This window comes from Fibrisoma montanum, from assembly GCF_003583365.1.
GTDB classification, from domain to species: Bacteria; Bacteroidota; Bacteroidia; order Cytophagales; family Spirosomataceae; genus Fibrisoma; species Fibrisoma montanum.
The window spans coordinates 46925-68609 of record NZ_QXED01000016.1; the positions used below are offsets into that span (position 1 = coordinate 46925).

26 protein-coding genes are annotated in these 21685 nt (G+C 53.2%); 17 read left to right on the forward strand and 9 right to left on the reverse strand.

Translation table 11 applies throughout. The features are described 5' to 3' along the window. Positions 1-32 precede the first annotated feature (32 nt). Together DYU11_RS31075 and DYU11_RS31080 are read right to left on the reverse strand one after the other, a co-directional pair. Positions 33-593 carry a nitrogen regulation protein NR(II) gene (locus tag DYU11_RS31075; protein ID WP_119671650.1) on the reverse strand — a complete coding sequence of 187 codons (561 nt, stop codon included), beginning with the start codon at positions 591-593 and terminating at the stop codon, positions 33-35. Positions 594-788: 195 nt separating this feature from the next. Next, a complete protein-coding gene (locus tag DYU11_RS31080) occupies positions 789-1664 on the reverse strand; it encodes a UbiA family prenyltransferase (protein WP_119671651.1) in 876 nt (291 codons plus the stop codon). A 383-nt stretch (positions 1665-2047) separates the two neighbouring features. On the opposite strand from DYU11_RS31080, the gene DYU11_RS31085 reads away from it, so the two are divergent. Then, positions 2048-2464, forward strand: coding sequence for a response regulator (locus DYU11_RS31085; protein ID WP_119671652.1), 417 nt, complete (start codon positions 2048-2050; stop codon positions 2462-2464). A gap of 72 nt (positions 2465-2536) precedes the next feature. Here the strand turns inward: DYU11_RS31085 and DYU11_RS31090 are convergent, their stop codons facing one another. Then, positions 2537-2914 carry a glyoxalase gene (locus DYU11_RS31090; RefSeq protein WP_119671653.1) on the reverse strand — a complete coding sequence of 126 codons (378 nt, stop codon included), beginning with the start codon at positions 2912-2914 and terminating at the stop codon, positions 2537-2539. A gap of 162 nt (positions 2915-3076) precedes the next feature. Between DYU11_RS31090 and DYU11_RS31095 the strand changes: the two genes are divergently transcribed. From DYU11_RS31095 to DYU11_RS31105, 3 genes are read left to right on the forward strand one after another with little or no spacing between them, the layout of a single operon-like run. Next, positions 3077-3796 carry a hypothetical protein gene (locus DYU11_RS31095; RefSeq protein WP_119671654.1) on the forward strand — a complete coding sequence of 240 codons (720 nt, stop codon included), beginning with the start codon at positions 3077-3079 and terminating at the stop codon, positions 3794-3796. Further along, positions 3783-5432 carry a S8 family peptidase gene (locus DYU11_RS31100; RefSeq protein ID WP_229366137.1) on the forward strand — a complete coding sequence of 550 codons (1650 nt, stop codon included), beginning with the start codon at positions 3783-3785 and terminating at the stop codon, positions 5430-5432. The genes DYU11_RS31095 and DYU11_RS31100 overlap by 14 nt, the downstream gene beginning before the upstream one ends. A gap of 2 nt (positions 5433-5434) precedes the next feature. After that, the gene (locus DYU11_RS31105; RefSeq protein ID WP_119671656.1) at positions 5435-5935 is read left to right on the forward strand and encodes an O-acetyl-ADP-ribose deacetylase; all 501 of its coding nucleotides are present in this window, start codon (positions 5435-5437) and stop codon (positions 5933-5935) included. Positions 5936-5961: 26 nt separating this feature from the next. Here DYU11_RS31105 and DYU11_RS31110 read toward each other — a convergent pair whose 3' ends face one another. Then, positions 5962-6612 (reverse strand): MarR family winged helix-turn-helix transcriptional regulator, encoded by a 651-nt coding sequence (locus tag DYU11_RS31110; RefSeq protein ID WP_119671657.1) that lies wholly within the window; start codon positions 6610-6612, stop codon positions 5962-5964. 276 nt (positions 6613-6888) lie between these two features. Between DYU11_RS31110 and DYU11_RS31115 the strand changes: the two genes are divergently transcribed. The 7 genes from DYU11_RS31115 (at position 6889) to DYU11_RS31145 (ending at position 13148) form a co-directional block, all read left to right on the forward strand. Further along, positions 6889-9336, forward strand: a complete 2448-nt coding sequence (locus tag DYU11_RS31115) for a TonB-dependent receptor (protein WP_119671658.1) — start codon at positions 6889-6891, stop codon at positions 9334-9336. Positions 9337-9366: 30 nt separating this feature from the next. After that, positions 9367-9639: a phosphopantetheine-binding protein gene (locus DYU11_RS31120; protein ID WP_119671659.1), complete on the forward strand. Its 273-nt coding sequence runs from the start codon at positions 9367-9369 to the stop codon at positions 9637-9639. A 31-nt stretch (positions 9640-9670) separates the two neighbouring features. Next, entirely contained in the window at positions 9671-10195 is a 525-nt protein-coding gene (locus tag DYU11_RS31125; RefSeq protein ID WP_119671660.1) for a fasciclin domain-containing protein, read from the forward strand. Positions 10196-10352: 157 nt separating this feature from the next. Beyond that, a complete protein-coding gene (locus tag DYU11_RS31130) occupies positions 10353-10568 on the forward strand; it encodes an acyl carrier protein (RefSeq protein ID WP_147368088.1) in 216 nt (71 codons plus the stop codon). Positions 10569-10579: 11 nt separating this feature from the next. Continuing rightward, on the forward strand, positions 10580-11356 hold the full coding sequence (locus tag DYU11_RS31135; protein WP_119671662.1) for a hypothetical protein: 777 nt from the start codon (positions 10580-10582) through the stop codon (positions 11354-11356). A 27-nt stretch (positions 11357-11383) separates the two neighbouring features. Next, positions 11384-12232, forward strand: coding sequence for a phytoene/squalene synthase family protein (locus tag DYU11_RS31140; RefSeq protein WP_119671663.1), 849 nt, complete (start codon positions 11384-11386; stop codon positions 12230-12232). Positions 12233-12416: 184 nt separating this feature from the next. Further along, on the forward strand, positions 12417-13148 hold the full coding sequence (locus tag DYU11_RS31145) for a head GIN domain-containing protein (protein WP_119671664.1): 732 nt from the start codon (positions 12417-12419) through the stop codon (positions 13146-13148). A 46-nt stretch (positions 13149-13194) separates the two neighbouring features. Here DYU11_RS31145 and DYU11_RS31150 read toward each other — a convergent pair whose 3' ends face one another. Next, the gene (locus DYU11_RS31150) at positions 13195-13959 is read right to left on the reverse strand and encodes an SDR family NAD(P)-dependent oxidoreductase (protein ID WP_119671708.1); all 765 of its coding nucleotides are present in this window, start codon (positions 13957-13959) and stop codon (positions 13195-13197) included. Between the two features lie 211 nt (positions 13960-14170). Here DYU11_RS31150 and DYU11_RS31155 point away from each other — a divergent pair, with 211 nt between their 5' ends. Continuing rightward, on the forward strand, positions 14171-15115 hold the full coding sequence (locus tag DYU11_RS31155; RefSeq protein ID WP_119671665.1) for a 1-phosphofructokinase family hexose kinase: 945 nt from the start codon (positions 14171-14173) through the stop codon (positions 15113-15115). 84 nt (positions 15116-15199) lie between these two features. Here the strand turns inward: DYU11_RS31155 and DYU11_RS31160 are convergent, their stop codons facing one another. Further along, positions 15200-15847 carry a cation efflux transmembrane domain-containing protein gene (locus DYU11_RS31160; RefSeq protein WP_119671666.1) on the reverse strand — a complete coding sequence of 216 codons (648 nt, stop codon included), beginning with the start codon at positions 15845-15847 and terminating at the stop codon, positions 15200-15202. 68 nt (positions 15848-15915) lie between these two features. On the opposite strand from DYU11_RS31160, the gene DYU11_RS31165 reads away from it, so the two are divergent. The 4 genes from DYU11_RS31165 to DYU11_RS33400 are packed head-to-tail and all read left to right on the forward strand — an operon-like array spanning position 15916 to position 18378. Next, on the forward strand, positions 15916-16881 hold the full coding sequence (locus tag DYU11_RS31165; RefSeq protein WP_199736851.1) for an IS1595 family transposase: 966 nt from the start codon (positions 15916-15918) through the stop codon (positions 16879-16881). Between the two features lie 56 nt (positions 16882-16937). Further along, on the forward strand, positions 16938-17738 hold the full coding sequence (locus DYU11_RS31170; protein ID WP_147368089.1) for a hypothetical protein: 801 nt from the start codon (positions 16938-16940) through the stop codon (positions 17736-17738). 2 nt (positions 17739-17740) lie between these two features. Continuing rightward, complete coding sequence (locus tag DYU11_RS31175) at positions 17741-18235, forward strand: hypothetical protein (protein ID WP_119671668.1); 495 nt, start codon at positions 17741-17743, stop codon at positions 18233-18235. A gap of 2 nt (positions 18236-18237) precedes the next feature. Then, the gene (locus DYU11_RS33400; RefSeq protein ID WP_158600400.1) at positions 18238-18378 is read left to right on the forward strand and encodes a hypothetical protein; all 141 of its coding nucleotides are present in this window, start codon (positions 18238-18240) and stop codon (positions 18376-18378) included. Between the two features lie 428 nt (positions 18379-18806). Here the strand turns inward: DYU11_RS33400 and DYU11_RS31180 are convergent, their stop codons facing one another. From DYU11_RS31180 to DYU11_RS31190, 3 genes are read right to left on the reverse strand one after another with little or no spacing between them, the layout of a single operon-like run. Further along, positions 18807-19202, reverse strand: a complete 396-nt coding sequence (locus DYU11_RS31180; RefSeq protein WP_119671669.1) for a hypothetical protein — start codon at positions 19200-19202, stop codon at positions 18807-18809. Positions 19203-19216: 14 nt separating this feature from the next. Further along, the gene (locus DYU11_RS31185; protein ID WP_119671670.1) at positions 19217-20104 is read right to left on the reverse strand and encodes a universal stress protein; all 888 of its coding nucleotides are present in this window, start codon (positions 20102-20104) and stop codon (positions 19217-19219) included. A 28-nt stretch (positions 20105-20132) separates the two neighbouring features. Continuing rightward, a complete protein-coding gene (locus tag DYU11_RS31190; protein ID WP_119671671.1) occupies positions 20133-20375 on the reverse strand; it encodes a hypothetical protein in 243 nt (80 codons plus the stop codon). 179 nt (positions 20376-20554) lie between these two features. Between DYU11_RS31190 and DYU11_RS31195 the strand changes: the two genes are divergently transcribed. Then, positions 20555-21676 carry a L,D-transpeptidase family protein gene (locus DYU11_RS31195; protein ID WP_119671672.1) on the forward strand — a complete coding sequence of 374 codons (1122 nt, stop codon included), beginning with the start codon at positions 20555-20557 and terminating at the stop codon, positions 21674-21676. Positions 21677-21685 lie beyond the last annotated feature (9 nt).

Sequence of the window (21685 nt, forward strand, 5' to 3'; positions counted from 1 at the left end):
GATAATTTGCACCAAAGCGCACGGGCCTGGATTTACATAATAAGGGCAATCAGCCGTTTGTGTATCACTTCAACGGGCGCTTTCGTCAAAATGGCCTCCATCAATTCACTTCGTCGCCGAAGTTCTTCGTCCAGTAATGGTAGGTACGTAACGTCCATGACCAGCACCAGCACACCGTCGCCGGCTTTGAGGCATACCTGGTCGTGCTGCGAAACAACCCCGTTCAGGATGAACACGTCGTTGTCATGCTGAGGAAGCCCGGATTCAACAACCTGGGCCATCCGACGAATCAATGTGGTGTCAACCCCTTCGGGTATCAGCGCCGACAAGGGCAGGCTCATACAGTCTTCCCGGGTCACCCGCGCAATGGCCTGTAGTACGGGATTGATCATCAGATACTGGAAGTCAGCAATCGGACCGTGCCTTTGGTCTGTATCGGTAGTGTTAGCTGCCTGGTAACGTACCGCTTCAAACAGACCAATGCCAGTCGTAGCCCGGTTAATCCGATCTTGTATCGGCTCCGACAGCAGCCATGACACAGCAAACAGGTCATCGTCTGCTTTCCATTCAGGCGTTCGTAGGAACGGAGTCATAACACGGTACGAGTTACAGGTGGTGCTTGCTTTATGCGTTCAGGGAGTAAGTTGTATGACGAATGTCCGTTGCCCTATCGTACGCTTTGCCAACCCCTAAAACTATACATTCGCAGTCATTTAATCGCTGGCAATTCGGTAAATACCAGCACGTTAGCTGTCATATCTTATTTATCAGGAGTTCTGATTCGTTCATTACTGGATGAGACTGGAATGAGTCAGACCAAGTAAAATCAGAAAGAAGGCGTTCATGCCCCAGCCCGTTAGTTTAGTCATCCGCATGGCTGACCTGTAGTCTGCCCGACCCGGATCACGGAGCACCCGGGGAAACCATCTCAGGAAAAAAACTACAGCGGGCAGCAGCAGCAGCAACATCAGGTAGAAAGGCCATTTCCCGTCGAAAAACAGGTAAAAGCCGGCAATCGAAAACAAAAAGAAAACAAGGGTACACACCAACGTACCGCGCACACCCATCAGCCGGCTGATGGTCATGTCACCCCGACTGGCGTCTTCTTCGTGTTGGTAAACCTGGGTAACGGGGTACAAAGCCAGAATATTAAACGTCGCCAGAGCTCCGCCAAACAATACGCTGGGTTGTAGCAGGACCGACAGGGGCAGGTCGTTGATGGCTACGTACATCATACAATAGGTAAAACCACCCTGTAACAGGCTGATCACCAGCCAGCTTAAGACCGGGTATTTCTTGATCCGGATTCGATCATAGCTATACGCCTTCATAACCGTGCCGTAGATGAGTACAAACAGCACAAACGGCCCATTGACGAACACCCCCAACAGTATGGCCAGGGCATCGAGAGTCAGGGAAACCCAGAACAAATTCTTGTCGACGGGCGGGGGCGCTTCAATGCCTGTCACACTACCCTCATCCTTGTCGAAGTAGCTGTTGTAGGCGTTGGCCGCCGGATACACGAACAGATGGACAATTAACAGTACGGCCCCCACGCGCCAGACCTCAATCGTAGGCGATTGACTCACGGCAAACCAAAAAATGGGCATTAAATAGATTGAGAAGGGTACGCGCAGGTGCAGCCAGATCGAGCGGACGTCCATGGGAAAGTGGAGAGTATGCGCTCAATTTACACAACTTTCGGAATCGGCACGCTTCGTATCAGGATTCGGTCAACTGACTGGCTACGTAATTACAAACAGGGCCAGCCGAAACAGATCCCTTTTGTGCGTCGCCATCGGCAGGGAAACACGTTTGCCAGCTGACTAATGAACGGCTTGACCTGCTTTTGGCCGTGCCCGATCCTGACACCAGCCAATTGCGCAACCATCGCTGAATGCTTTCAGGCTATGACGGCTAAACCAGGGTTTCGTTCAGCTGGCAATTAGTAATTTGTTAGAAAGCCAAAACATGACTAATTCTATATATTCAACGGAACATTCAATTAGTATCTTTGCTTTTGTATTCAATCCGTTCTTGTACGTCAATGAAACAAATTATCTATCTGGTTGACGATGACGAAGATGACTGCTATCTGGCTCAGCGGGCACTCCACCCACAGGCCAATTGCGACTTCTCCGTCTTTGGCGATGGTCATGCCCTGATTAACTTCCTGACTACCCACCCGGCCACCCCGCTGCCAACGCTCATTCTGCTGGATCTGAACATGCCTTTGCTCAATGGGTTCGAAACGCTGCGGATGCTCAAAGCCAATGCTGAATGGGCAAAAATTCCGGTCGTGGTGCTGACCACCTCCGACCATCCCGACGACCGGGCCCGGTGCTACGCCCTCGGTGCCGATGCGTTTCTGACCAAACCAGCCGACTACCGATCGCTCAATGAGGTGCTGGCGTCAGTCAGCAGCTGCTGGCGCAGCGTCCTGGAGCAATCCCACAACGTCTGACGTTCCCGTTTCTGAACTGCTTGTGTCATCGCGGGCGGCTGGTGGTACTGACTAGTGCCCCGGCCGCCCGCTTTATGAATCGACGTGGCTTTGCAGACGCTGAATGAGCAAGGCCAGCAGCCGGCGCGTCAGTTCGGCTTCGTTGGCCTTAAAAGTTGACCACTCTGCCGGCGTAAACTGTCCCAGCACCATACCGACCAGGGTCAGCCGCAGCTTGGTATCTTCGCGTATGGCCCGTTCAATGTGCGCCAGTTTTTCCGGTCGGCTGAACCGGTCGAAAGGCGTTTTTCGTTTGGGCAGGTGATGCAGCCAGTACGTCATCAGACTCGCATCCAGCAGTTTAAGAACAGGCCGCAGGGTCTGGTTCTGGAATTGTTCGGCTACGCTGACGGCGGTTGGCTGGGTATCGACGACGGGCCGCTCCGGCATCTGACGCTCTTCGTTATTCATGGGCTTTCTCGTATAGAAACATAACCCGAAACTACGACGCATCGGTTTGATCTGTCCGCACATTCTCCTGGTCTGTTTGCGTTTTGTACGTTACCCCATACCGGTCGGCGTTCTCTAATCGTCATTTAATTACGTCCCCTGCCTTTTTCTTTATTTTTGGCAATGGCTATTCCCACCATTCGCCAACAATTTACGTTCTGGCCCCAACTGGTAATTGGTTGTTTATCGGTATCTTTACTGACCTGCCGCCCTACTGACGCTGTTCGCCCCGCTGATGAGTCTGCGTATTTTCCGCTCACGGAGGGGCACTACGTAGTTTACGACGTCAGTGAACAGCAGTTTAGCCTGACCAGCGCCCCTGTGCAGCGGACGTATCAGGTGAAAGAACGGATTGAGCAACGCTATACCGATGCGACCGGTCAGCCCGCGTTCCGGCTGCTGCGCTTCCGGCGGAGCGCAACCCAGGAACCCTGGCAACCCGACTCGGTCTGGTCGGCCCGTCTGGTCAATAATGAAGCCATTCGTACCGAAAACGGACTGGATTTTGTTAAACTCGTGTTTCCGCTGAGCGACCGGCTGCGCTGGGATGGTAACCGGCATAATGCGGCCGGGTCCGACGAGTACGAATTGCGCAATAGCCGCCAGCCTTACCGCGTTCACACAATGACCTTTGGTGAAACGGTGACGGTGGTGGCACAGAACGATTCAACGCTCGTGTCGCAGGATAAGCGAGTGGAGGTATATGCACGACAGGTGGGGCTGATTTACCGGGAACGGATTCAGTTGCGCTATTGCTCGTCGTCGCCCGGCTGTATCGGCCGTAATCAGATAGACTATGGGATTCGACAATTTTACCGCATTCGAACGTATGGTACGGAATAAAACCGGCTGGTTCTTTTTCTTTCTGCTGCTGACGAACCTGTCGGGCTACGGTCAGCCAACCACGGCGCGTAAATACCTCGTGCTGTTCCGCGACAAGACAGGCACCCCCTACTCCACGGCCCGGCCCGAGCAGTTCCTGTCGCCGAGGGCCATTCAGCGCCGGCAGCGGCAGAACATCGCCGTGCAGGAACGCGACCTGCCCGTAACTCCGGCCTACGTCGAGCAGATCCGGCAAACCGGCGCTACGGTCTGGTTTACCTCCCGCTGGCTGAATGCGGTACTGATCGAAGCCACAGAACCAACGATTGCCGCCATTCAGCGGCTGCCCTTCGTGAAAGGGCTCGAATTTGATCGCCCTTTAAACAACGCCCGGATAGCGGCCGGCCGCAGCCGAACCGTTGCGGTACGTAGCAAACGCACCACCAAACTGGGCGAACTCGACACCCTGAACTACGGGAGTTCCCGGGCGCAGATCGCCCAGATTGGGGTTGATGTCATGCACCAGCGCGGCTACCACGGCGAAGGTATGCTGATTGCGGTGCTGGACGGTGGCTTCCTGAACGCCAACCGCGTTTCGTTCCTGCGGCCCCTGTTCGAGGAAAACCGCGTTGTGGCAACCTACGATTTTGTGGATCGCGAAGCAAGCGTGTACGAAGACGATTACCACGGTATGTCGGTGCTGTCGGCCATTGCCGCCACGGCCGACAACCGGCTCTACGGCACCGCTTATAAAGCCTCTTTCATCCTGCTGCGGACGGAGGATGTGTTCAGCGAAAGCCGCGTCGAGGAAGCCAACTGGCTATTCGGGGCCGAGTACGCCGACAGCGCCGGCGTTGACGTCATTAACTCGTCGCTCGGATATACGCAGTTCGATGACCCCGAAACCAACTACAGCTACGAGGACCTGAACGGCCGGACGGCGCTCAGTACGCGGGCGGCTCAATGGGCCTCCGAAGCGGGCATCGTGGTGGTCGTATCGGCCGGTAACGAAGGCAGCGATGCCTGGCGGTACATCTCGGCCCCGGCCGATGCCGCCGGTGCTCTGGCGATCGCGGCCGTTAACCCCACCGGGCAACGGGCCGGCTTCAGTTCCTTCGGTCCGTCGGCCGACGGCCGGATCAAACCTGACCTGGCGGCTCAGGGCCTCGGAACGGTGATCGGCAGTCCGGGCGGGCAGGTCGTCACGGGTAATGGCACGTCGTATGCAGCTCCACTGGTGGCCGGGTTAGCGGCCGGTTTCTGGCAGGCCCACCCCCGCCTGACAGCCGCGCAGGTAACCGAAAGCCTGCGCCGGTCGGGTAACCAATCCCTCAATCCTGATGACCAGCTAGGCTACGGCATTCCCAATTTTGCGCGGGCGTCGATGCTGAGCGATACGTCCTTTGCGTTTCTGCTTTACCCGAATCCCTTCAGCGATGCCGAGCGACTGACCGTTCAACTGTCCGGTATCGACTTTAATTCGGCCGTTGAGGCAACCCTGGCCGACGCCAGTGGACGGGTCGTCTGGAGCAACCGCTACCTTCCCAACGGACCATCCGGTTTTGTGCTGCCCCGATTGAGTCTATCGGCTGGCATGTATTTCATCACGCTCGTGGCTGGTGAGCAGAAACGTACGCTGAAGGTCATAAAACTGTGAGTATGGCAACCATCCGGCTCGAACGCGGGGACATCACGAAACTGGCCGTCGACGCCATTGTCAACGCAGCCAATACCAGTCTGCTGGGTGGCGGGGGCGTCGATGGGGCCATTCACCGGGCGGCTGGCCCCGAACTACTGACCGAATGCCGCACCCTGAACGGCTGCGCCACCGGCGATGCGAAACTGACCCGGGGGTATCGCCTTCCGGCCCGCTACGTGATTCATGCCGTGGGCCCCATCTGGCGGGGTGGCACAGCGGGCGAACCGGAGTTGCTGGCCAGTTGCTACCGGCGTTCGCTGGAGATTGCAACGGCCTACGAACTGACCAGCCTGGCCTTTCCCAACATCAGCACCGGCGTTTACGGTTACCCCAAAGACCTGGCGGCCGACGTAGCGACACAAACGGCCCGGCAGTTTCTGGAACAGCCCACATCGCTGACCGACATTCTCTTCGTTTGCTTCGACGACGAAAATTTCCAGCTCTACACCGAGCGAATCTGAGTTTGGCAGCTTCTCAGACTAAGCGTTTACGGTTCTGACTTCTTCGCTGACGACTGTTTCAGCACCTGATCAATGGCTTTGCTTCCCTGTTGGTAAACTGGATAATGATAGGTATGCAGCTTATTAAGCAAGTGCATTAATTGCAGTTGTTCAGCTTCGGTCAGGTCACCCACAACCACCGAAGCTACCTGTTTCATTAATACCCGGGTTTTTGCCAGCAGTTGATGCCCCTGCGACGTCACAGTCAGTAATTTACTGCGCTTGTCGATTGTGTGCTCTGCCTGCTCAACCAGTCCTGTGCTGACCAGTCGACGGATGATTTCCATACCGGTTGTTTTACCGTGAATGTTCCGCTCAATCAACTCAATTTTCGTCAAACCCGGGTTCGATGCCAAGGTAGCCAGGTAGGCGAAATCATCGAAGGTAGTCAGGGGCGTATCGGCCAGTACCTGCCGAACATACATCAGGGCGTAGCGCTGAAGAAAAAAAACGAATCGGCTGATGATGCTTTCCGGCGGTTCTCTATGCAACGTCTGAGTCGCGTCCCGAGGCAGATTTACCTGCCGATTGACTAGCCAGCCGGTGAAAGCAGCCAGCGATAAATCTCCGTTTTGTTCTGGTTCGTTTTCAAACGATTCAACTTCGTTCAGTAACTCCCAGATGAGGGTATATTTCATTAGTGGTTTGTAGTAACTTTTTAGAACTATGAAACACGAACTAAACGCTGTTCCAACGGGAATAGTTGACTACTGTTTGGTCGCCTATATAATTGACAAATCGGATCTTCTAGGGTTTTTTCAGGCCCATTTAGTCCAAGATTGTCTCAAAACGAATAAAACATCAGTGTATAATTTATCCAAATTTAAACAAAAACATTCTATTAGAAAAAATTTATAGTAATTATAAAACAATATTGTACTTGTTGGTGTTAGTATTGGCAAAACACCGTCACTATGCTTTTCAGAGTATTACCTACCGCAATTCTCACTATTGCATTATGCACTGCCTTTGGACAAGGCAATCAGTCTCCCACCGGCGTTATCGTAGGGACTGTACGAGACAAAAACACGCAGGAACCACTGGTTGGAGTGACCATCCAGCCTGAAGGTTCGACTACTGTGGGTACACTCACGGATATAGAAGGGCGTTTCAGATTGACCCTTCCCGTGGGCAGCGTTAACCTTAAGGCCTCTTTTGTGGGCTACCAGCCACTGGTAAAGTACAACATCATCGTTACGTCGGGGAACGCCAGCGAACAAGTTTTCGAACTGGCGGAAGAAAACAAAAATCTATCCGAAGTGGTCGTTCGGGCCAATCGGGCTGTAGCAGCCGTAACAACCATCGAAACCCCCAACTCGATCCAGCGGCTCTCTACCGACGAGATCAAAACCAATCCGGGCGGCAACTTCGACGTATCCCGGGTGATTCAGACGCTGCCGGGCGTGGGTGGCTCCGTGGGCGGCCTGCGCAACGACATTGTTATTCGGGGCGGAGCACCCAACGAAAACGTCTTCTTCCTGGATGGCATTGAGATTCCGGTTATTAATCATTTTCAAACCCAGGGCGGCACCGGTGGTCCACAGGGCATTCTGAACGTATCGTTTCTGGAAGACGTCACGCTTTCGTCGAGCAGCTTCGATGCCCGCTACGACAACGCTCTGGCGTCGGTATTTCAGTTTAAACAACGCGAAGGCAATCCCGATCGGCTGCAGAGCAACATTCGGCTCAGCGCTACAGAACTGGCCGGGACGCTTGAAGGGCCACTCGCCCCCAAAACTACCTTTCTGGCATCGGTTCGCCGGTCTTACCTACAATTTTTCTTTCAACTCATCGACCTGCCTATCCGGCCCGACTACTGGGATTTTCAGTATAAGATCACCCACAAGCTAACCCCTAAAACGACGCTGACAACCCTCGGTATTGGGGCCATTGACCGGTTTCGCTTTGCTGTGCCCCGCGAAATAACTCCTGAAAAAGAATACACCATCCGGCAAAACCCGCTGATTCGGCAATGGAACTATACGGTGGGCGTTTCCCTTCGGCAGCTCATCGAGCGCGGGTACATCAACCTGGCCCTGAGCCGGAACACGTTTGATAACTCACTGGACCGGTTTGAGGATGCCCGGGAAGACGACCCAACGGCCCAGACCCTGCGGCTGCGTTCCAACGAAACCGAAACCAAGCTGCGGGCCGACATCAGCCAGCGGATTAATGGGTGGCAGCTATCGGCCGGGGGCGTTGTCCAGTACGTTCAGTTTGCCAACAACATTGCCGCCCGCATTCGGAACGAGGTGCGCAATACGGATGGATCGATCCTGTCGCCTGCCGTTCAGATCATTTCGCTTTCCGACATCGGCTTTACCCGGTTTGGCGGGTTTATTCAGGCCAACCGAAGCTTTATAGGCAGTCGGTTGGGCGTATCGGCCGGGCTGCGTACGGATATGAATACCTTTACCAGCAACGGGTTGGATCCACTACGGACGCTTTCACCGCGACTGGCGCTGTCGTACGCCCTCACCGACCGGTGGAACATCAACGCGTCGGTTGGGCGGTATACCAAGATTCCAATCTACACAGTGCTGGGCTTTCGGAATGAAGCGGGCGAGTTGGTCAACAAAACCAATGAGTACATCAAATCAAACCACTACGTAGCGGGCTTAGAATATGTACCCAGTCCGACGACACGCTTTACTGTTGAAGGTTTCTATAAACGCTATTCCGACTACCCCGTTTCCATCCGCGATGGCATTTCGCTGGCCAATCAGGGAACGGATTTTACCGCCCTGGGCAACGAAGCCGTTTCCAGTACCGGGCGAGGTCGCACCTACGGCGTGGAGTTATTCTTTCAGCAGAAGCTGGTAAAAAACATTTTTGCCGTGGCTTCCCTCACGTTTGTCCGAAGCCTGTTTTCAGGCCAGGACGGCGAACTGATTCCCTCCGCCTGGGACAACCGGCTCCTGTTTTCTGGTTTACTGGGCCGTAAATTTCCCCGGGGCTGGGAGATGGGGTTAAAATACCGCTTTGCTGGTGGAGCCCCATTCACGCCTTTCGATCTGGAGCAGTCGCAACGAAATTACCTCGCCCTCGGCAACGGTGTCCTGGCCGACGATCAGCTCAACACGGGTCGCCTGAAGGCGTTGAACCAGTTTGACTTCCGGCTGGACAAAAAATGGAATTTCCGACGCACCACCATTGATGTGTTCCTGGATGTTCAGAACGCCTTTGTGCTCCCCACGCCCGCCTATCCGGAGTTCGTGCTGGCCCGCAAACCTGGCAACGGTGGCTTCCAGACAACCGATGGGGCCACAATTCGCCCCGACGGTAGCAACGGCATCCCGACCGTATTGACCAACAACGACCCGTTTGTCACACCGACGCTGGGCTTCATTGTCGAGTTCTAGTACCACCATTCAGTCTCTCAATGCCCAGCCATGGACACGATTTATCTCGACATCATCGACCTGATGCAGACACAAGGTGTAGATCCGGCCATCATCACTCCCGAAACCCATTTTAGCCGCGACATCGGCTACGATTCACTGGATATGACCGAACTGCTCATTCTACTTGAGCGCCGGTTTAATCTGGCCATACCGGATAGAGAATATGATCAGTTACGCACCGTGGGCGACGTTGCTCACTACCTCGCGAAGCGTCTTGAATCCTCCGCGGCTCACCAGCCATTGACCTATCTTCTTTTGTAATGCCTGTAGTCCACCATTTATTCAATTAGTCATGAAAATACGATCACTGTTATTACTGGAAGTTCTGCTCACCGCCTTACTGGCTTCCCTTTCATTCGTACACCATCCATCCGGCGACATTGTCGATGTTGCAATCAGTTCTTCCGACCACACTACCCTGGTAGCGGCTGTCAAATCGGCCGGCCTCGTACAGACGCTCAAAGGTAAAGGCCCATTCACCGTGTTCGCGCCAACCAATGCCGCTTTTGAGAGACTACCCGCTGGTACGGTTGAAACGTTTCTTAAACCAGAGAGCAAGCCCCAGTTGACCAGGCTACTGACCTACCACGTCGTTCCGGGCAAACTGGATGCTACATCAATTCTGAAAGCCATTCGAAAAGGGAACGGCCAGACTACTCTGACAACGGTCAGCGGGGGCAAGCTAACGGCGGGCCTGTCGGGCAATCAGGTTCTATTAACCGATGAATCGGGAAACCTGGCAACGGTAACAACAACAGATTTAAAAGCCTCTAATGGTATTATCCATGTCATCGACCGCGTTGTCCTCCCCAACTAATCAGCCGTCATCCTCTCCCGTGTTAACCGGTACGGGAGAGGTATCGTCCTGTGTCTGGTCTTCATCGATGGTCCCCTGCGGCCACTGCTTACCGGAGAACTGTTCTGCTCAGCAAAATCGTGGTTTGGTGCATCGGCTGGCAAGCATATTCGAAGACATGGGCATTCCTGCGTCAAAATTAACGGACGACGCCGACCTGACCAGTCAACTGGAACTGGATGAACTCGATTTGGTTAACCTCCAGCTTCAGATTGAGCTTGTATTCAGCCTGTACCTGACCAACCAGCAATGGAGCACCATTCGAACCGTGGGTCAGCTCAGACAGACCCTGACGCACCGAACTCGCAAGGGAATGAAAATAAAGGCTTTGTAACCATCACGGCTATGCCCTCCTTCCAGTCTGTAGCAACTCATACCCATGTATCGACCAACGATACGTTTGAAACAGTGTTAAACCAATCCATCAACTGCTTTACCGGTGTTCGGCAGAATGCGTTAGGCGTCCTGTATCGGTACGCCCGGTATCCACATCGCATTCATCAGCGATACTCAGCTCCTTTGGCGCTCCCGGTTCTGCGACAGTTTCGAGCCGATACCTACTGGGCAATGGGGGGCGGGGTCAGAACGAACCCATTGCTGCATTCATTTAGTCAGGTCTGCGCCCGGTTTGCCATCACTCTGCTGGAAGTAGATACCTTTCTGGCCGCCAAGGAGGGCTATCTGCTGGCTCTAGCCAAAGCGCAGCCTGATTCGCTCCCACCCCTTGACAGTTCGCACCGACCGCTGATCCGAATGCTGCTGAGAATCATTCTGTCGCCGACCGCCTTAAACGATTCACTGGTTGCAACATGCCAGCGACTGGCCGATTGCCTCCAGGCGATTAACTGGCTCAGCAGCGTATTGAATGCCCGGTCTATCCTGGCAGAACCCTTGGGCCGCCGACAACTGGAGTTGGTATTAGACAGCATACGCACCGAACTGGAAACGCTCGACCTACCGGTCGAATCCCTGCCCGCGGAAGTCCGGTCGGCAATTGGAGTCATTGGCCGTCATTTTGTCGATAAACTGGACGAATTGGAGCAGCTTATGGCCTGTTCAGCATGCCAGATCGCCAGGCGCAGTTGCTGCCGGAACGGTCTGACCACCAGTAAATCTGCTTAATTCGAAAAATTCACCTTTTCATCAGTAATGTCTCTTGATCTGTTTCACTCGACGGCAATAGGCTGTAGTCGGCTGATAACCCAAGCCTACAGTACATCGTTTTCCATTGGCGTCCGGCTGCTCAATTCACAGTACCGGGGAGCGATTTACGCCATTTATGGGTACGTCCGGCTGGCCGATGAACTTGTCGATACGTTTCATCAATTTGATAAAGCAGAGCTATTCCGGCAACTCAGTCAGGAGACCGCTCAGGCTTTGCAGGATGGGCTCAGTCTCAATCCCGTAATTCACGCGTTCGTTCAGGCCGTACGCCGGTACCGAATCGATCCCGCTTTACTTGATGCATTTCTCAATTCGATGGAAATGGACCTCACGGTTCAGACCTATCAGGTATCCCAATACCAGCAGTACGTGTATGGCTCGGCTGAAGTTGTTGGGCTAATGTGTTTACGAGTGTTCTGTGATGGCGATGACACGTTGTATTTTCAGCTTCGGGAGCCAGCCCGTAGATTGGGGGCAGCTTTCCAAAAGGTTAACTTCCTACGCGACATCGCGTCTGATCTGCACGACCGGGGCCGTCTGTATTTCCCGGGCGTTGATTTTATCCAATTTAAAGCAGCGGACAAACAACGCATTGAAGCCGAAATAACCCAGGATTTTGCGGCTGCGCTCCCTGGTATCGTCCGGTTGCCCAGAGGTGTGCGATTAGGGGTGTACGTGGCCTATCGATACTACCTTGATCTGTTTGCTCAGCTTCGGCGTCATGCACCGACAGCCATCCTGACGCAACGGGTCCGTGTGTCGAACCAACGTAAAGTGTGGATTCTGATCCGTAGCTCATTCAGACACCTCCTCCTACCCGTATTGGGCGGATAACCTGGCTGTTATTTTGCGATCACATCGCTATCTGTTACCGCCTTTGGCGAGTCGCTGGTAGCTGTAGGTCGCTATTGTCTATAACCGGAGTTCGTCAATGAAATTTTTTTTCGGTCCTGCGTAGGGGGACGTTCTCCCTTCGCTGTCATACGATCAGAATGCAGTAATCAAACACACAAATCGTATGAACCGTATTATAAACCTTGTAAAGAAATCGCTGTTGTTGTCAACCATTCTCCTGTCTGCTTCCAGTTGTTACATCAATACCATATCGCCGGAGCCGGGCCGGATCACGACGGAAGTACGCAACACGTCCAGCTTCACGGGTCTTGACATCGAAAGTGGCATCCGCGTAACGGTTACGGCCGGCACTTCTGAAACGGTGGAGATTGAAGCCCGCGAAGGGTACCAGCCCTACATCCTGACGGAGGTTCGGAACAACACCCTGCGCGTGTACATCGACCGGCGGCTGAGTAACCGGCGCGGTAGCGACATCCAGGCGTATATCACGATGCGCACCCTGAACTACGTATCCGCTTCGGGTGGGTCGCGGGTAACTACGGGCGATATGTTCCGCCCCGACCGGTTCGATGCGTCGCTGAGCGGGGGCAGCTACCTGCGCGTACCGGTCACAACCAACGCCATTACGGTCGATGCGAGCGGTGGTTCTGAAGCCAGCATCTCGGGCTCAGCGCAACGTATCAATGCCGATGAGCTCTCCGGCGGCAGTCGGCTGCTGGCGGCTGATCTGCGGGTAAGCAGTTGCACCATCGACGCGTCGGGGGGCAGCACCGCCGACGTCAATGTCAGCGATGAACTGAACGTCCGGGCATCGGGCGGCAGCATTGTCCGCTACAAAGGGTCGCCCCGCATCACGCAGAGCGTCAGTGGCGGGTCGCGGGTTACGCCACTGTAAGGTTTACAAAACGGGCCGGCGCAAGTCCGGCCCGTTTTGGGATCGATCAGACCGTCTGCCCGCCGTCGACGGTGAACTGCCCTCCGGTGAGATACGACGATTCATCACTGGCCAGAAACAATACCAGATTCGCTACATCGATTTCCTGGGCGTAGCGCTTCAGCGGAATGGCCTCGGCAAACTGCTTCTGCGCCTGCGTTCCCGCTCCCGGCGCGAAACCCTCCTCCAGCGACCGCATCATCCGGTTATCGACCGGTGCCGGGTGCACGGTGTTTACCCGGATATTGGCGGGTGCCCCCTCCAGGGCAGCGACCTTCATCAGCCCAACGACAGCGTGTTTGCTGGTAACGTACGCCGAGACATTCGGCGTACCGCGCAGCCCCGCTACCGACGACGTAATGATGATGCTCCCTCCTCCGCCCGACTGCATGAGCGGCATTACGTATTTCAGCCCCAGCCAGACGCCAAATACGTTGACGTCCATCACCTTGCGAAACATCTCTTCCGGGTATTCCTGAATGGGTTTTACTACCCCTTCGATACCCGCGTTGTTGAAGAACACATCCACCCCACCCAGCTTTTCGACCGCAGCCTCCGCGTAGACCTTCACCTGATCGGGCTGGGTTACGTCGGCCTGTACGTAGTAAACCCGGTCCGAACCCAGCGTTTCAGTAACTTCCCTAAGTTTGTTCTCGTCCAGATCGACCAGCAGTACACTGGCCCCTTCGTCGAGAAAAAGTTTAGCCGTGGCGGCACCGATGCCCCCTGAACCACCCGTAATAATGGCTCGTTTCCCCTGTAATCGATTCATAATCATAGCATGAGGTTCATAAGACTAACCGCCCCGTACCCCTAATGTTCGGTCGTCGTCAGGCTTTTATTGCCTTCAGACCATGCGCCTGAACTGGTTAACGATCAACGCTGTATTTACGCCCTCTGACAATCGTCAGGCCACGAACTAAGGCCGGTCATAGCACAGGGCGGGTGAATTATCTATCTTTATAGTAGAAAATCGTACCGCTATGATCGTTACGCTCACGCTCAACCCAGCCGTGGATATCAGCATGACCCTGGATCGGCTGATTCCCGAACACAAGCTGCCTTGCTCGCAGCCGCGCTACGATGCCGGTGGTGGTGGCATTAATGTTTCCAAAGCCATTCACCGACTGGGTGGTCAGTCGCTCGCGCTGTTTACGGCCGGCGGCACCACTGGCCTGAACCTGGAAGGACTCGTTGAAGCCGAGGGGATTACGTACCAGATTATCGGTATCGAATCCATCACCCGTGAATCGTACGTCGTTACGGAAACCAGCACCAACAACCAGTACCGGTTCGGAACGCCCGGCCCGGTGCTGACGCCCGCCGAAGCGGCCTGCTGTCTGGCCCGCGTGGAAACCCTGCCGGCTATGGTCGACTACCTCGTTGCCAGCGGGAGTCTGCCGCCCGGCCTGCCGACTGATTTTTACGCGGAGATTGCTCACTACGCTAAATCCCACAACATCCGGCTGGTACTCGATACGGCCGGTGAACCACTGCGGGCGGCTCTGGAGACAGGCGTTTTTCTGATCAAACCTAACGTCGGCGAACTGGCTGCTCTGCTTGGTGTGGACCAACTCGAACCGGATCAGATCGGGGAAGCCGCTACGGCCCTGATTCAGGCTGGTAAGTGCGAACTGGTGGCGGTGTCGCTCGGTCCGCGGGGGGCTATGCTCGTGAGCGCCGATGGGCAGGAATACGTTCAGGCACCGCCCGTTCGAAAGATGAGTACCGTGGGGGCCGGCGACAGCCTCGTGGGCGGCCTTGTGTATGCGTTGTCGCAGGGACGCTCATCGGCCGACGCCATTCGCCTGGGCGTTGCCTGCGGCACGGCGGCCACCATGAACGCCGGCACCGAACTGTTCCATGCTGAGGACGCCGAGCGGCTGCTGGCCTGGATCAACCGACAACAGACTGTTGAACCGGTCTAAAACAGGGGCTATTTCATGGGTATAACAACAGGCAAACCAGCGGTTGATTTGCACAAATCAACCGCTGGTTTGCCTGTTGTGTAATTAGCAGTGACCGCAGCAGGTCGCAGCACCCCTGGTTTTTTCAAAACTCTCCTGCCCTTCTCTGAATGAAAACCAGGCCAGGCCAATCATACCAGCCGCATCAATGTAGGGTACATGAACTAGTTCGTAGAGGACACTTGACGCCAGCAGCACCAGCGACATATACACGCATACCATCGTGCATTTGCCATCGGCGATGATGGCAGCCGAGGCAAGGCGCTGGCCGGTTCGAATTTTCCATCTGGCCAGCACCCGCATGATGGCAATTGAAAGCACCGACACCAGAATTCCGGCTACGGTTGTGTCGGGTTGCCGGCCTTCGCTGATGCTTACTACGGCCCCAGACAGCAGCCCCGCTACCAGCAGGTAAAAACAGGTGCCGGTACTCTGCAGGGCCAGTTTCTCAAAGCGCCCCCGGCCGGCGTTGCCGTACCGGCGCAACCGGGCGATCATGGCCAGGATACCCACCCCGGAAATGACTTCAATGAAGCTATCGACACCAAACCCCGCCAGCGTCAGGGCTTCGTCCTGAACGCCGAAGTAAAGCGAGACGAACCCTTCGCCGAGGTTATACAGTACGGTAAAGACAGCCAGGCCAATCGCTACGTTCCACCCGTTCTGCACGGGCATCATACGGGTCGTTTCCATAGTACGGAAACATTGACAGGTCAGAAATGATTTTTTTGGGAATGATATACTTATGTAACCCAAAATTAATGCTTATCTTTGTCTTACAAAGGCAAAGAGCCATGTGTAAGAAGAAAAGTGTCACCGATTTAAGAGATTTTGATAGCTTCTTTGAACTTGTCAATTACTTTGATACTGAGGAAAAGTGCGTACAATATTTTGCACAATTACGCTGGAACGGCATTCCTCAATGCCCTTATTGTGAACATGAACACGTTTACGAACTAAAGGGTAAAACCAAACGCTGGAAATGCGCTAATTGCCGCCAACAGTTCAGTGTTCGCGTAGGTACTATCTTTGAAGATAGTAAGATTTCGCTCCGTAAGTGGCTCTTTGCCATATACTTAGCTACAGCCCATAAGAAAGGCATATCATCGCACCAGCTTTCTCGTGATATTAAGGTTACGCAAAAAACGGCATGGTTCATGCTCCAGCGTATTCGCCTTGCGTTTGCACCAGAGGACGTACAATTAACGGATGTTGTTGAGGTTGACGAAACGTTTGTTGGTGGTAAGGAAGCCAATAAGCACAAGTCAAAACGTACGCCCGGCACACAAGGCCGTAGCACCAAAACAAAGACTCCTGTTTTGGGGGTTATTCAACGAGACGGTAAAGTTTACGCGGTTCCTGTAGAAAACACGAAGGGAGCCACAATTTTGCCTATAATTGTTTCAAAAGTTGAAGCAGGTGCACGAGTATATACCGACGAATACTATCCTTATAGGGCTTTAGGTAAGCGGTATGAACATTCATACGTGCAACACAGTGCCGATCAATACGTGGACGGTGTAGTACACTCTAACAGTATGGAATCGTTTTGGGCGTTCTTTAAAAGAGGGATTATTGGTATTTACCATCATGCTAGTAAAAAGCATTTAGGTTTGTACGTAAATGAGTTTACCTTCCGTTATAACAACCGTAAAATGAGTGAAGGCTCGCGGTTTGATGTATTTTTAGCCAATAAAACAATAAGTGTATTACTTACAAGAAATTGATTGGAAAAACGAATTAAATGTCGTAATATAAGTCAAATCTGTATTTCATTACAGCTATGAAAACTACGGCAGAAATGATTGGATTAAGGTTCGTTGGTGAAGGTATTAATCCAAAAAACTTAACGGTAAAAGAATTAGCTAAACTATCTTCAAGTTTAGAAGACACGATATTGTCTATTGTTCAAGAAGAACATCCAGACGTAAATAAGGATGAAGTTTACATTAGCTTAGTTGATGTAGTTGATGCCAGTGCTGGGTATAAATACGTGCCTAGTTTAGCTGAGGTTATGATTGGTGCATACTTGACTATGACAACACTAATAAATAACAGAAACTTCGACAAGCTTTCCCCTCAAAGTATAGCTTCACTTCAACCTATTGTTGATTTTACGAATCAACGCCAATGTAAAGCCCAATTAAGGTTAGGCAATAATTTATTGGCAACTGTCGAACCTTCAAATCGAATTAAAGATAGCGAATTAGAGGAAGTAGGAAGCCGATACATTTATGGTAAAACAACTATCTATGCAACTGTTCAGCGAGTAGGTGGCATAAAGAAGCCAAAAGCTATGTTAACCATACCACAATCTGAAACGGCCCTTTATATTGAGACAACGCAAGAGGAAGCAAAAAAATTAGCAGGTCGTCTATATAGTACCGTAGCATTAGCGGGCACGGCAATGTATGAAAGTGATGGTTTCAGAATGGTCAATTTCAAAATTGATGAGATTCTCGATTACGAAGAAGTAAGTATAAAAGAAGCGTTTAATGAGGTGAGCGAAGTTATAGGCAAGTATTGGGATAATATTGAAGATATAGATGAATTTCTATATCATGAAAAATCTGTTGACGAATAGGTATGCGTAAATTTGTCGCTATTGATACCCACACTTTCATTTGGGGCGTAAAAAAAGAGTCCTCTGTCGGTCAGGAATTTATGATTCCAAAGACACTTAGATTCTTTGACTATTTATGGGAAGATGGTTATAATATAATAATACCCACACCAGTACTAGGGGAAGCGCTTGTGCCTATTCCACTAGACGAACACTATAAGGTGTTAAGCAAAATAAATCGTAGAATGATGTTAGCGTCTTACGACCCACAGTCGGCTGCCATTTTTGCTGATATGTATAACTCATTTAAGAAAAACGATGAATTGAATGAATATAAGAAGCTACATGCGGTTCCACGAGAACGAGTAAAAATAGATTATATGATAGCAGCTATAGCCAAAACATACAAAGCAGAATGTATTTATAGTCAAGACCCTCATATTACAAAATTTGCCGGTTCCTTTATAGACGTTAAGTGCATACCTGATATTCCCTATCAAACAGAAATTATTTTTTAGTTGTGGAAAAGCCGAAAGTTAAAAAGTTAGCACACAAGAAAGATGACCTTAAACCCGAAAAAGACGTAAAACGGGAAGAAGGTCAAATCTCGTTTAAAGACGCTTTGAAGAAAGCTATTGTACCACGCAAAAAGAAGAACTAAAATGGCGCGGTGTGGGGGATTTGCACCCCCGGTCCCACTCTGACTTCTTGCGCCTAAGAATGCTGTTCATCGTAATCTGTAGCGTTTTACCACCACGTAAGGACCACCATCACCACAGCACTAATTACTACGTTGCCCATATTTTTACAGCGTTTATTTAATTCATAAATCAACGTGGCAAGTAAACTTGCAAACACAGATTCAACGAAGCCAGCACTCCAAATAACGCTCGAAGTCAAAATCTTTATTGTAAACACAACCACAAAAAGCGAACGTTAGTTCAAACATTTTGGGTTATATAAATATATCATTCCCATTTTTTCACCCGGAATCTTGGTCCTCAAAACGGCTGTTTGTCTGACCAGGCTGCCAATGAAACAACCTGCCCACCGATCATCAGCGGGCGGTTCCAGGGTATTGTGTTCTCTTCAAAACGTAGGCTGGGCGATCAGGTAGCGACGGATTCCGGCCCGGAATAGGCGAAAGTCGGCGGAAAAGCTGGCCATCGCCATCCGCAGGTACTGATGATCAAGCCGGTTCTCCCGATTTAGTACCGAGTCGGCCCGAACGCCATCGGCTACTTCCGCATTGACAAGCCGAATCTCATCGAGCAAACGCCCGGCCAGCCGGCGAAAGTGGTGTAGCTGGTTCAACTTGTTTCGCCAGCTATTCTCATCCGTTATTGTTGGATCGAGACTTTCGTTGAGGGTGCCAAGCAGCTTCTCCCAGAAATCGATTTCCTGAAGCGCCAATTGTAGCTCGCTGGTCCAGATCTGATGCAGCACGTGCACGTCGATCAACTGGTGGTATTTTTGGTTTTTCATCGATACGGGTGTGTTCAGAAATACGCGGTAAACGGAATCGTACTGGTATTCTCTACCGGCTGAGTACGAACCGGCGCATCGGTCGGCTTGTCGAACAGCGTCAGTAGCGGCACCCGGGGCCGGTAGGCAATCGACCGGCTGACACTGCGGCCACTCAGGGCGTCGAAGAGGCTGAGGTGATGCGGCAGCGTAATCAGTAGATCGACTGTATGCGTGTCGGTATACGCCTGAATACCCCGTACCACATCCTCGTCGTGAATGACGTACTGATCGACCGTCAAATCGCTGAGCGCCCGAAGCACATACTGCTCACTTACCTCCGACACCGGCGTTTCTGCTGACTCCGCGTCAGTGATGGTCAGCAGGGTCACTGTCGCCCTCCGGCGGGAAGCCAGATCGTTCAGCAAGGCAAACGACCCGGCATCGTTGACCGACCGGTAATCCGTAGCCAGCACAATACGCTCCAGCGGCCGGATCGGTGCTGATACGGGCACCACCAGTACGTTCGTTTCGGCCAGTCGGACAACCCCCGTTGCCACGCTACCCAGCCATTCACTATAGCCGGTACCGGTGGCTCCCAGTACAATCAGATCAAAGTGCTCCTGCCGCATCAGGCTCTCGATAACGCCCACCGGCCCGCCGGGTGCCACCAGCGTGCGGTACGTATGATAAGGCGGCTCCGGCGACTGGGCAACTTCCTGCCTGAAGCGCTGCAGGTTTTTCCCTGCCATCTGTATTTCGTCGGCCAGCAAAAACGCGGCCCCGGGGGCCATGGCGGTTTCGATGGGGTACGCATGAAGCAGACAAATGTCGGCGGCCGTATCGGCCAGCAGGGCCTGAGCAAAAGCGAGCGCATGGCGCGAAGCCGCGGAAAAGTCGGTTGGCAACAGAATCTTATACATGGTCTGGCAGGTAGTTAACGTGTTCTGATTAATTCACCGTAATCTGTTTCTCGTCGTGATACTGCTGTCGGCCATCCGACCAGTTCAGCCGGGCCAGCCAGATGCCTTTGGTCAGCTGCGCCGTTGACACCACATGACGGGGCTTGCCAGTGGGCAGAATCGGTATCCGGACATCCGATCCGTTCGGCATTGAGCAGAACGTAATATCGCCTTTCTGAAACGACATCGGCAAAACGATTGCCATCCGCTGGGTGGTAGGTTCGAAGGTCATAGCTGCGCTGAATCAGGATTGAACGACCGAACAAAAATGGTGGGTTTTCGCCCCGCTGCCCATGATACGGGTCAGTCAGAAAACTGAATTCAATCACGTAATAACCTGAAGCCCATCACCGACAAAGCCGTTGACACCCGCCAATTTTACCCCACTCAAACCCGCTACTTCCCCTTCCCATGCGCCCCTATCTGCTCTCTTTTCTATTCGTACTGACCCATACAGCGGGCTACGCCCAGTCGACCGACGACTGGAACCGGCTCCGGCAGTACGCCTACAGCATTGGCATCGATCAGCTGTGTGACCAGCCGGACAAAACCTGCCTGACCCGCTACGTTACGGAGATCGTGTACGGGCATTCGCCCCGGCGAATCGGCTACCAGGGCGTAGCCGAGCGGCTGGACACCACCCGCATCAACCGCCTGACGGCGCAGTTGCTGGCCGGGGCCGACTGGTGCCCGCTGCTGGATTCGCTTGAATCGCATGACCGGGCCTATCAGCAGCTCAAAGCGTACTGCCTGCGGTGTCTGGTGGATGATTACATGGCCGATTCGCTAACGCTCGAACAGGTGCGGGAGACCCTCAATACGTACCGGTGGCTCAACCGGTTCGGCTACGAGCAGCGGGTTGTCGTCAACATTCCATCGGCCACCCTGCGTCTGATTGACCAGCGGGGCCGTACCCTGCTACGCAGCCGGGTGATTGTTGGGCAGCCCCGAACTCCCACGCCGGTGTTTACGGCTATGCTTCCGAGCCTAGTTATGTATCCGTTCTGGAACGTACCCCGCTCCATTACGGTTGGAGAACTACTGCCTAAAATCAGGAAAAATCCGGTGGTTGTGCTGGAGCAGCTCAACATGCAGATCGTCAGCGGGAGTGGTCGCATAATCGACCCTGCCACGGTGGACTGGACGGTTCCGGCTACGTCGTTTCCGTATCGGCTGCGGCAGTCGACGGGCTGCGACAATGCGCTGGGGTTGCTGAAGTTCAACGTAGCCAGTCCGTACGACATCTACCTGCATGACACCAACGCCCGGGCTCTCTTCGGCCGGGACAACCGGTTTTTGAGCCACGGCTGCATCCGGGTCGAAAAACCGGCGGAACTGGCGAATCGGCTGCTGGGGTACACCCGCTTTCAGACCGGCTACCTGACAAGCTGCCCCGCCAACGCCCAGCCCAAACCGATCAACCTCCCCCGGGCCGTACCGTTGCTGATTACGTACAATGTACTAGATATCGACGAAGCGGGTGCCATACAGGTGTATCCAGACGCGTATCACTGGTGGCGCGTTTCGTTGTGAAGCGCGACG

Coding starts and splice junctions, on each gene's coding strand:
- DYU11_RS31075 (WP_119671650.1), bottom strand. CDS start 593: ATGACTCCGTTCCTACGAACGCCTGAATGGAAAGCAGACGATGACCTG.
- DYU11_RS31080 (WP_119671651.1), bottom strand. CDS start 1,664: ATGGACGTCCGCTCGATCTGGCTGCACCTGCGCGTACCCTTCTCAATC.
- DYU11_RS31085 (WP_119671652.1), top strand. CDS start 2,048: ATGAAACAAATTATCTATCTGGTTGACGATGACGAAGATGACTGCTAT.
- DYU11_RS31090 (WP_119671653.1), bottom strand. CDS start 2,914: ATGAATAACGAAGAGCGTCAGATGCCGGAGCGGCCCGTCGTCGATACC.
- DYU11_RS31095 (WP_119671654.1), top strand. CDS start 3,077: ATGGCTATTCCCACCATTCGCCAACAATTTACGTTCTGGCCCCAACTG.
- DYU11_RS31100 (WP_229366137.1), top strand. CDS start 3,783: ATGGTACGGAATAAAACCGGCTGGTTCTTTTTCTTTCTGCTGCTGACG.
- DYU11_RS31105 (WP_119671656.1), top strand. CDS start 5,435: ATGGCAACCATCCGGCTCGAACGCGGGGACATCACGAAACTGGCCGTC.
- DYU11_RS31110 (WP_119671657.1), bottom strand. CDS start 6,612: ATGAAATATACCCTCATCTGGGAGTTACTGAACGAAGTTGAATCGTTT.
- DYU11_RS31115 (WP_119671658.1), top strand. CDS start 6,889: ATGCTTTTCAGAGTATTACCTACCGCAATTCTCACTATTGCATTATGC.
- DYU11_RS31120 (WP_119671659.1), top strand. CDS start 9,367: ATGGACACGATTTATCTCGACATCATCGACCTGATGCAGACACAAGGT.
- DYU11_RS31125 (WP_119671660.1), top strand. CDS start 9,671: ATGAAAATACGATCACTGTTATTACTGGAAGTTCTGCTCACCGCCTTA.
- DYU11_RS31130 (WP_147368088.1), top strand. CDS start 10,353: ATGGGCATTCCTGCGTCAAAATTAACGGACGACGCCGACCTGACCAGT.
- DYU11_RS31135 (WP_119671662.1), top strand. CDS start 10,580: ATGCCCTCCTTCCAGTCTGTAGCAACTCATACCCATGTATCGACCAAC.
- DYU11_RS31140 (WP_119671663.1), top strand. CDS start 11,384: ATGTCTCTTGATCTGTTTCACTCGACGGCAATAGGCTGTAGTCGGCTG.
- DYU11_RS31145 (WP_119671664.1), top strand. CDS start 12,417: ATGAACCGTATTATAAACCTTGTAAAGAAATCGCTGTTGTTGTCAACC.
- DYU11_RS31150 (WP_119671708.1), bottom strand. CDS start 13,959: ATGAATCGATTACAGGGGAAACGAGCCATTATTACGGGTGGTTCAGGG.
- DYU11_RS31155 (WP_119671665.1), top strand. CDS start 14,171: ATGATCGTTACGCTCACGCTCAACCCAGCCGTGGATATCAGCATGACC.
- DYU11_RS31160 (WP_119671666.1), bottom strand. CDS start 15,847: ATGGAAACGACCCGTATGATGCCCGTGCAGAACGGGTGGAACGTAGCG.
- DYU11_RS31165 (WP_199736851.1), top strand. CDS start 15,916: ATGCTTATCTTTGTCTTACAAAGGCAAAGAGCCATGTGTAAGAAGAAA.
- DYU11_RS31170 (WP_147368089.1), top strand. CDS start 16,938: ATGAAAACTACGGCAGAAATGATTGGATTAAGGTTCGTTGGTGAAGGT.
- DYU11_RS31175 (WP_119671668.1), top strand. CDS start 17,741: ATGCGTAAATTTGTCGCTATTGATACCCACACTTTCATTTGGGGCGTA.
- DYU11_RS31180 (WP_119671669.1), bottom strand. CDS start 19,202: ATGAAAAACCAAAAATACCACCAGTTGATCGACGTGCACGTGCTGCAT.
- DYU11_RS31185 (WP_119671670.1), bottom strand. CDS start 20,104: ATGTATAAGATTCTGTTGCCAACCGACTTTTCCGCGGCTTCGCGCCAT.
- DYU11_RS31190 (WP_119671671.1), bottom strand. CDS start 20,375: ATGACCTTCGAACCTACCACCCAGCGGATGGCAATCGTTTTGCCGATG.
- DYU11_RS31195 (WP_119671672.1), top strand. CDS start 20,555: ATGCGCCCCTATCTGCTCTCTTTTCTATTCGTACTGACCCATACAGCG.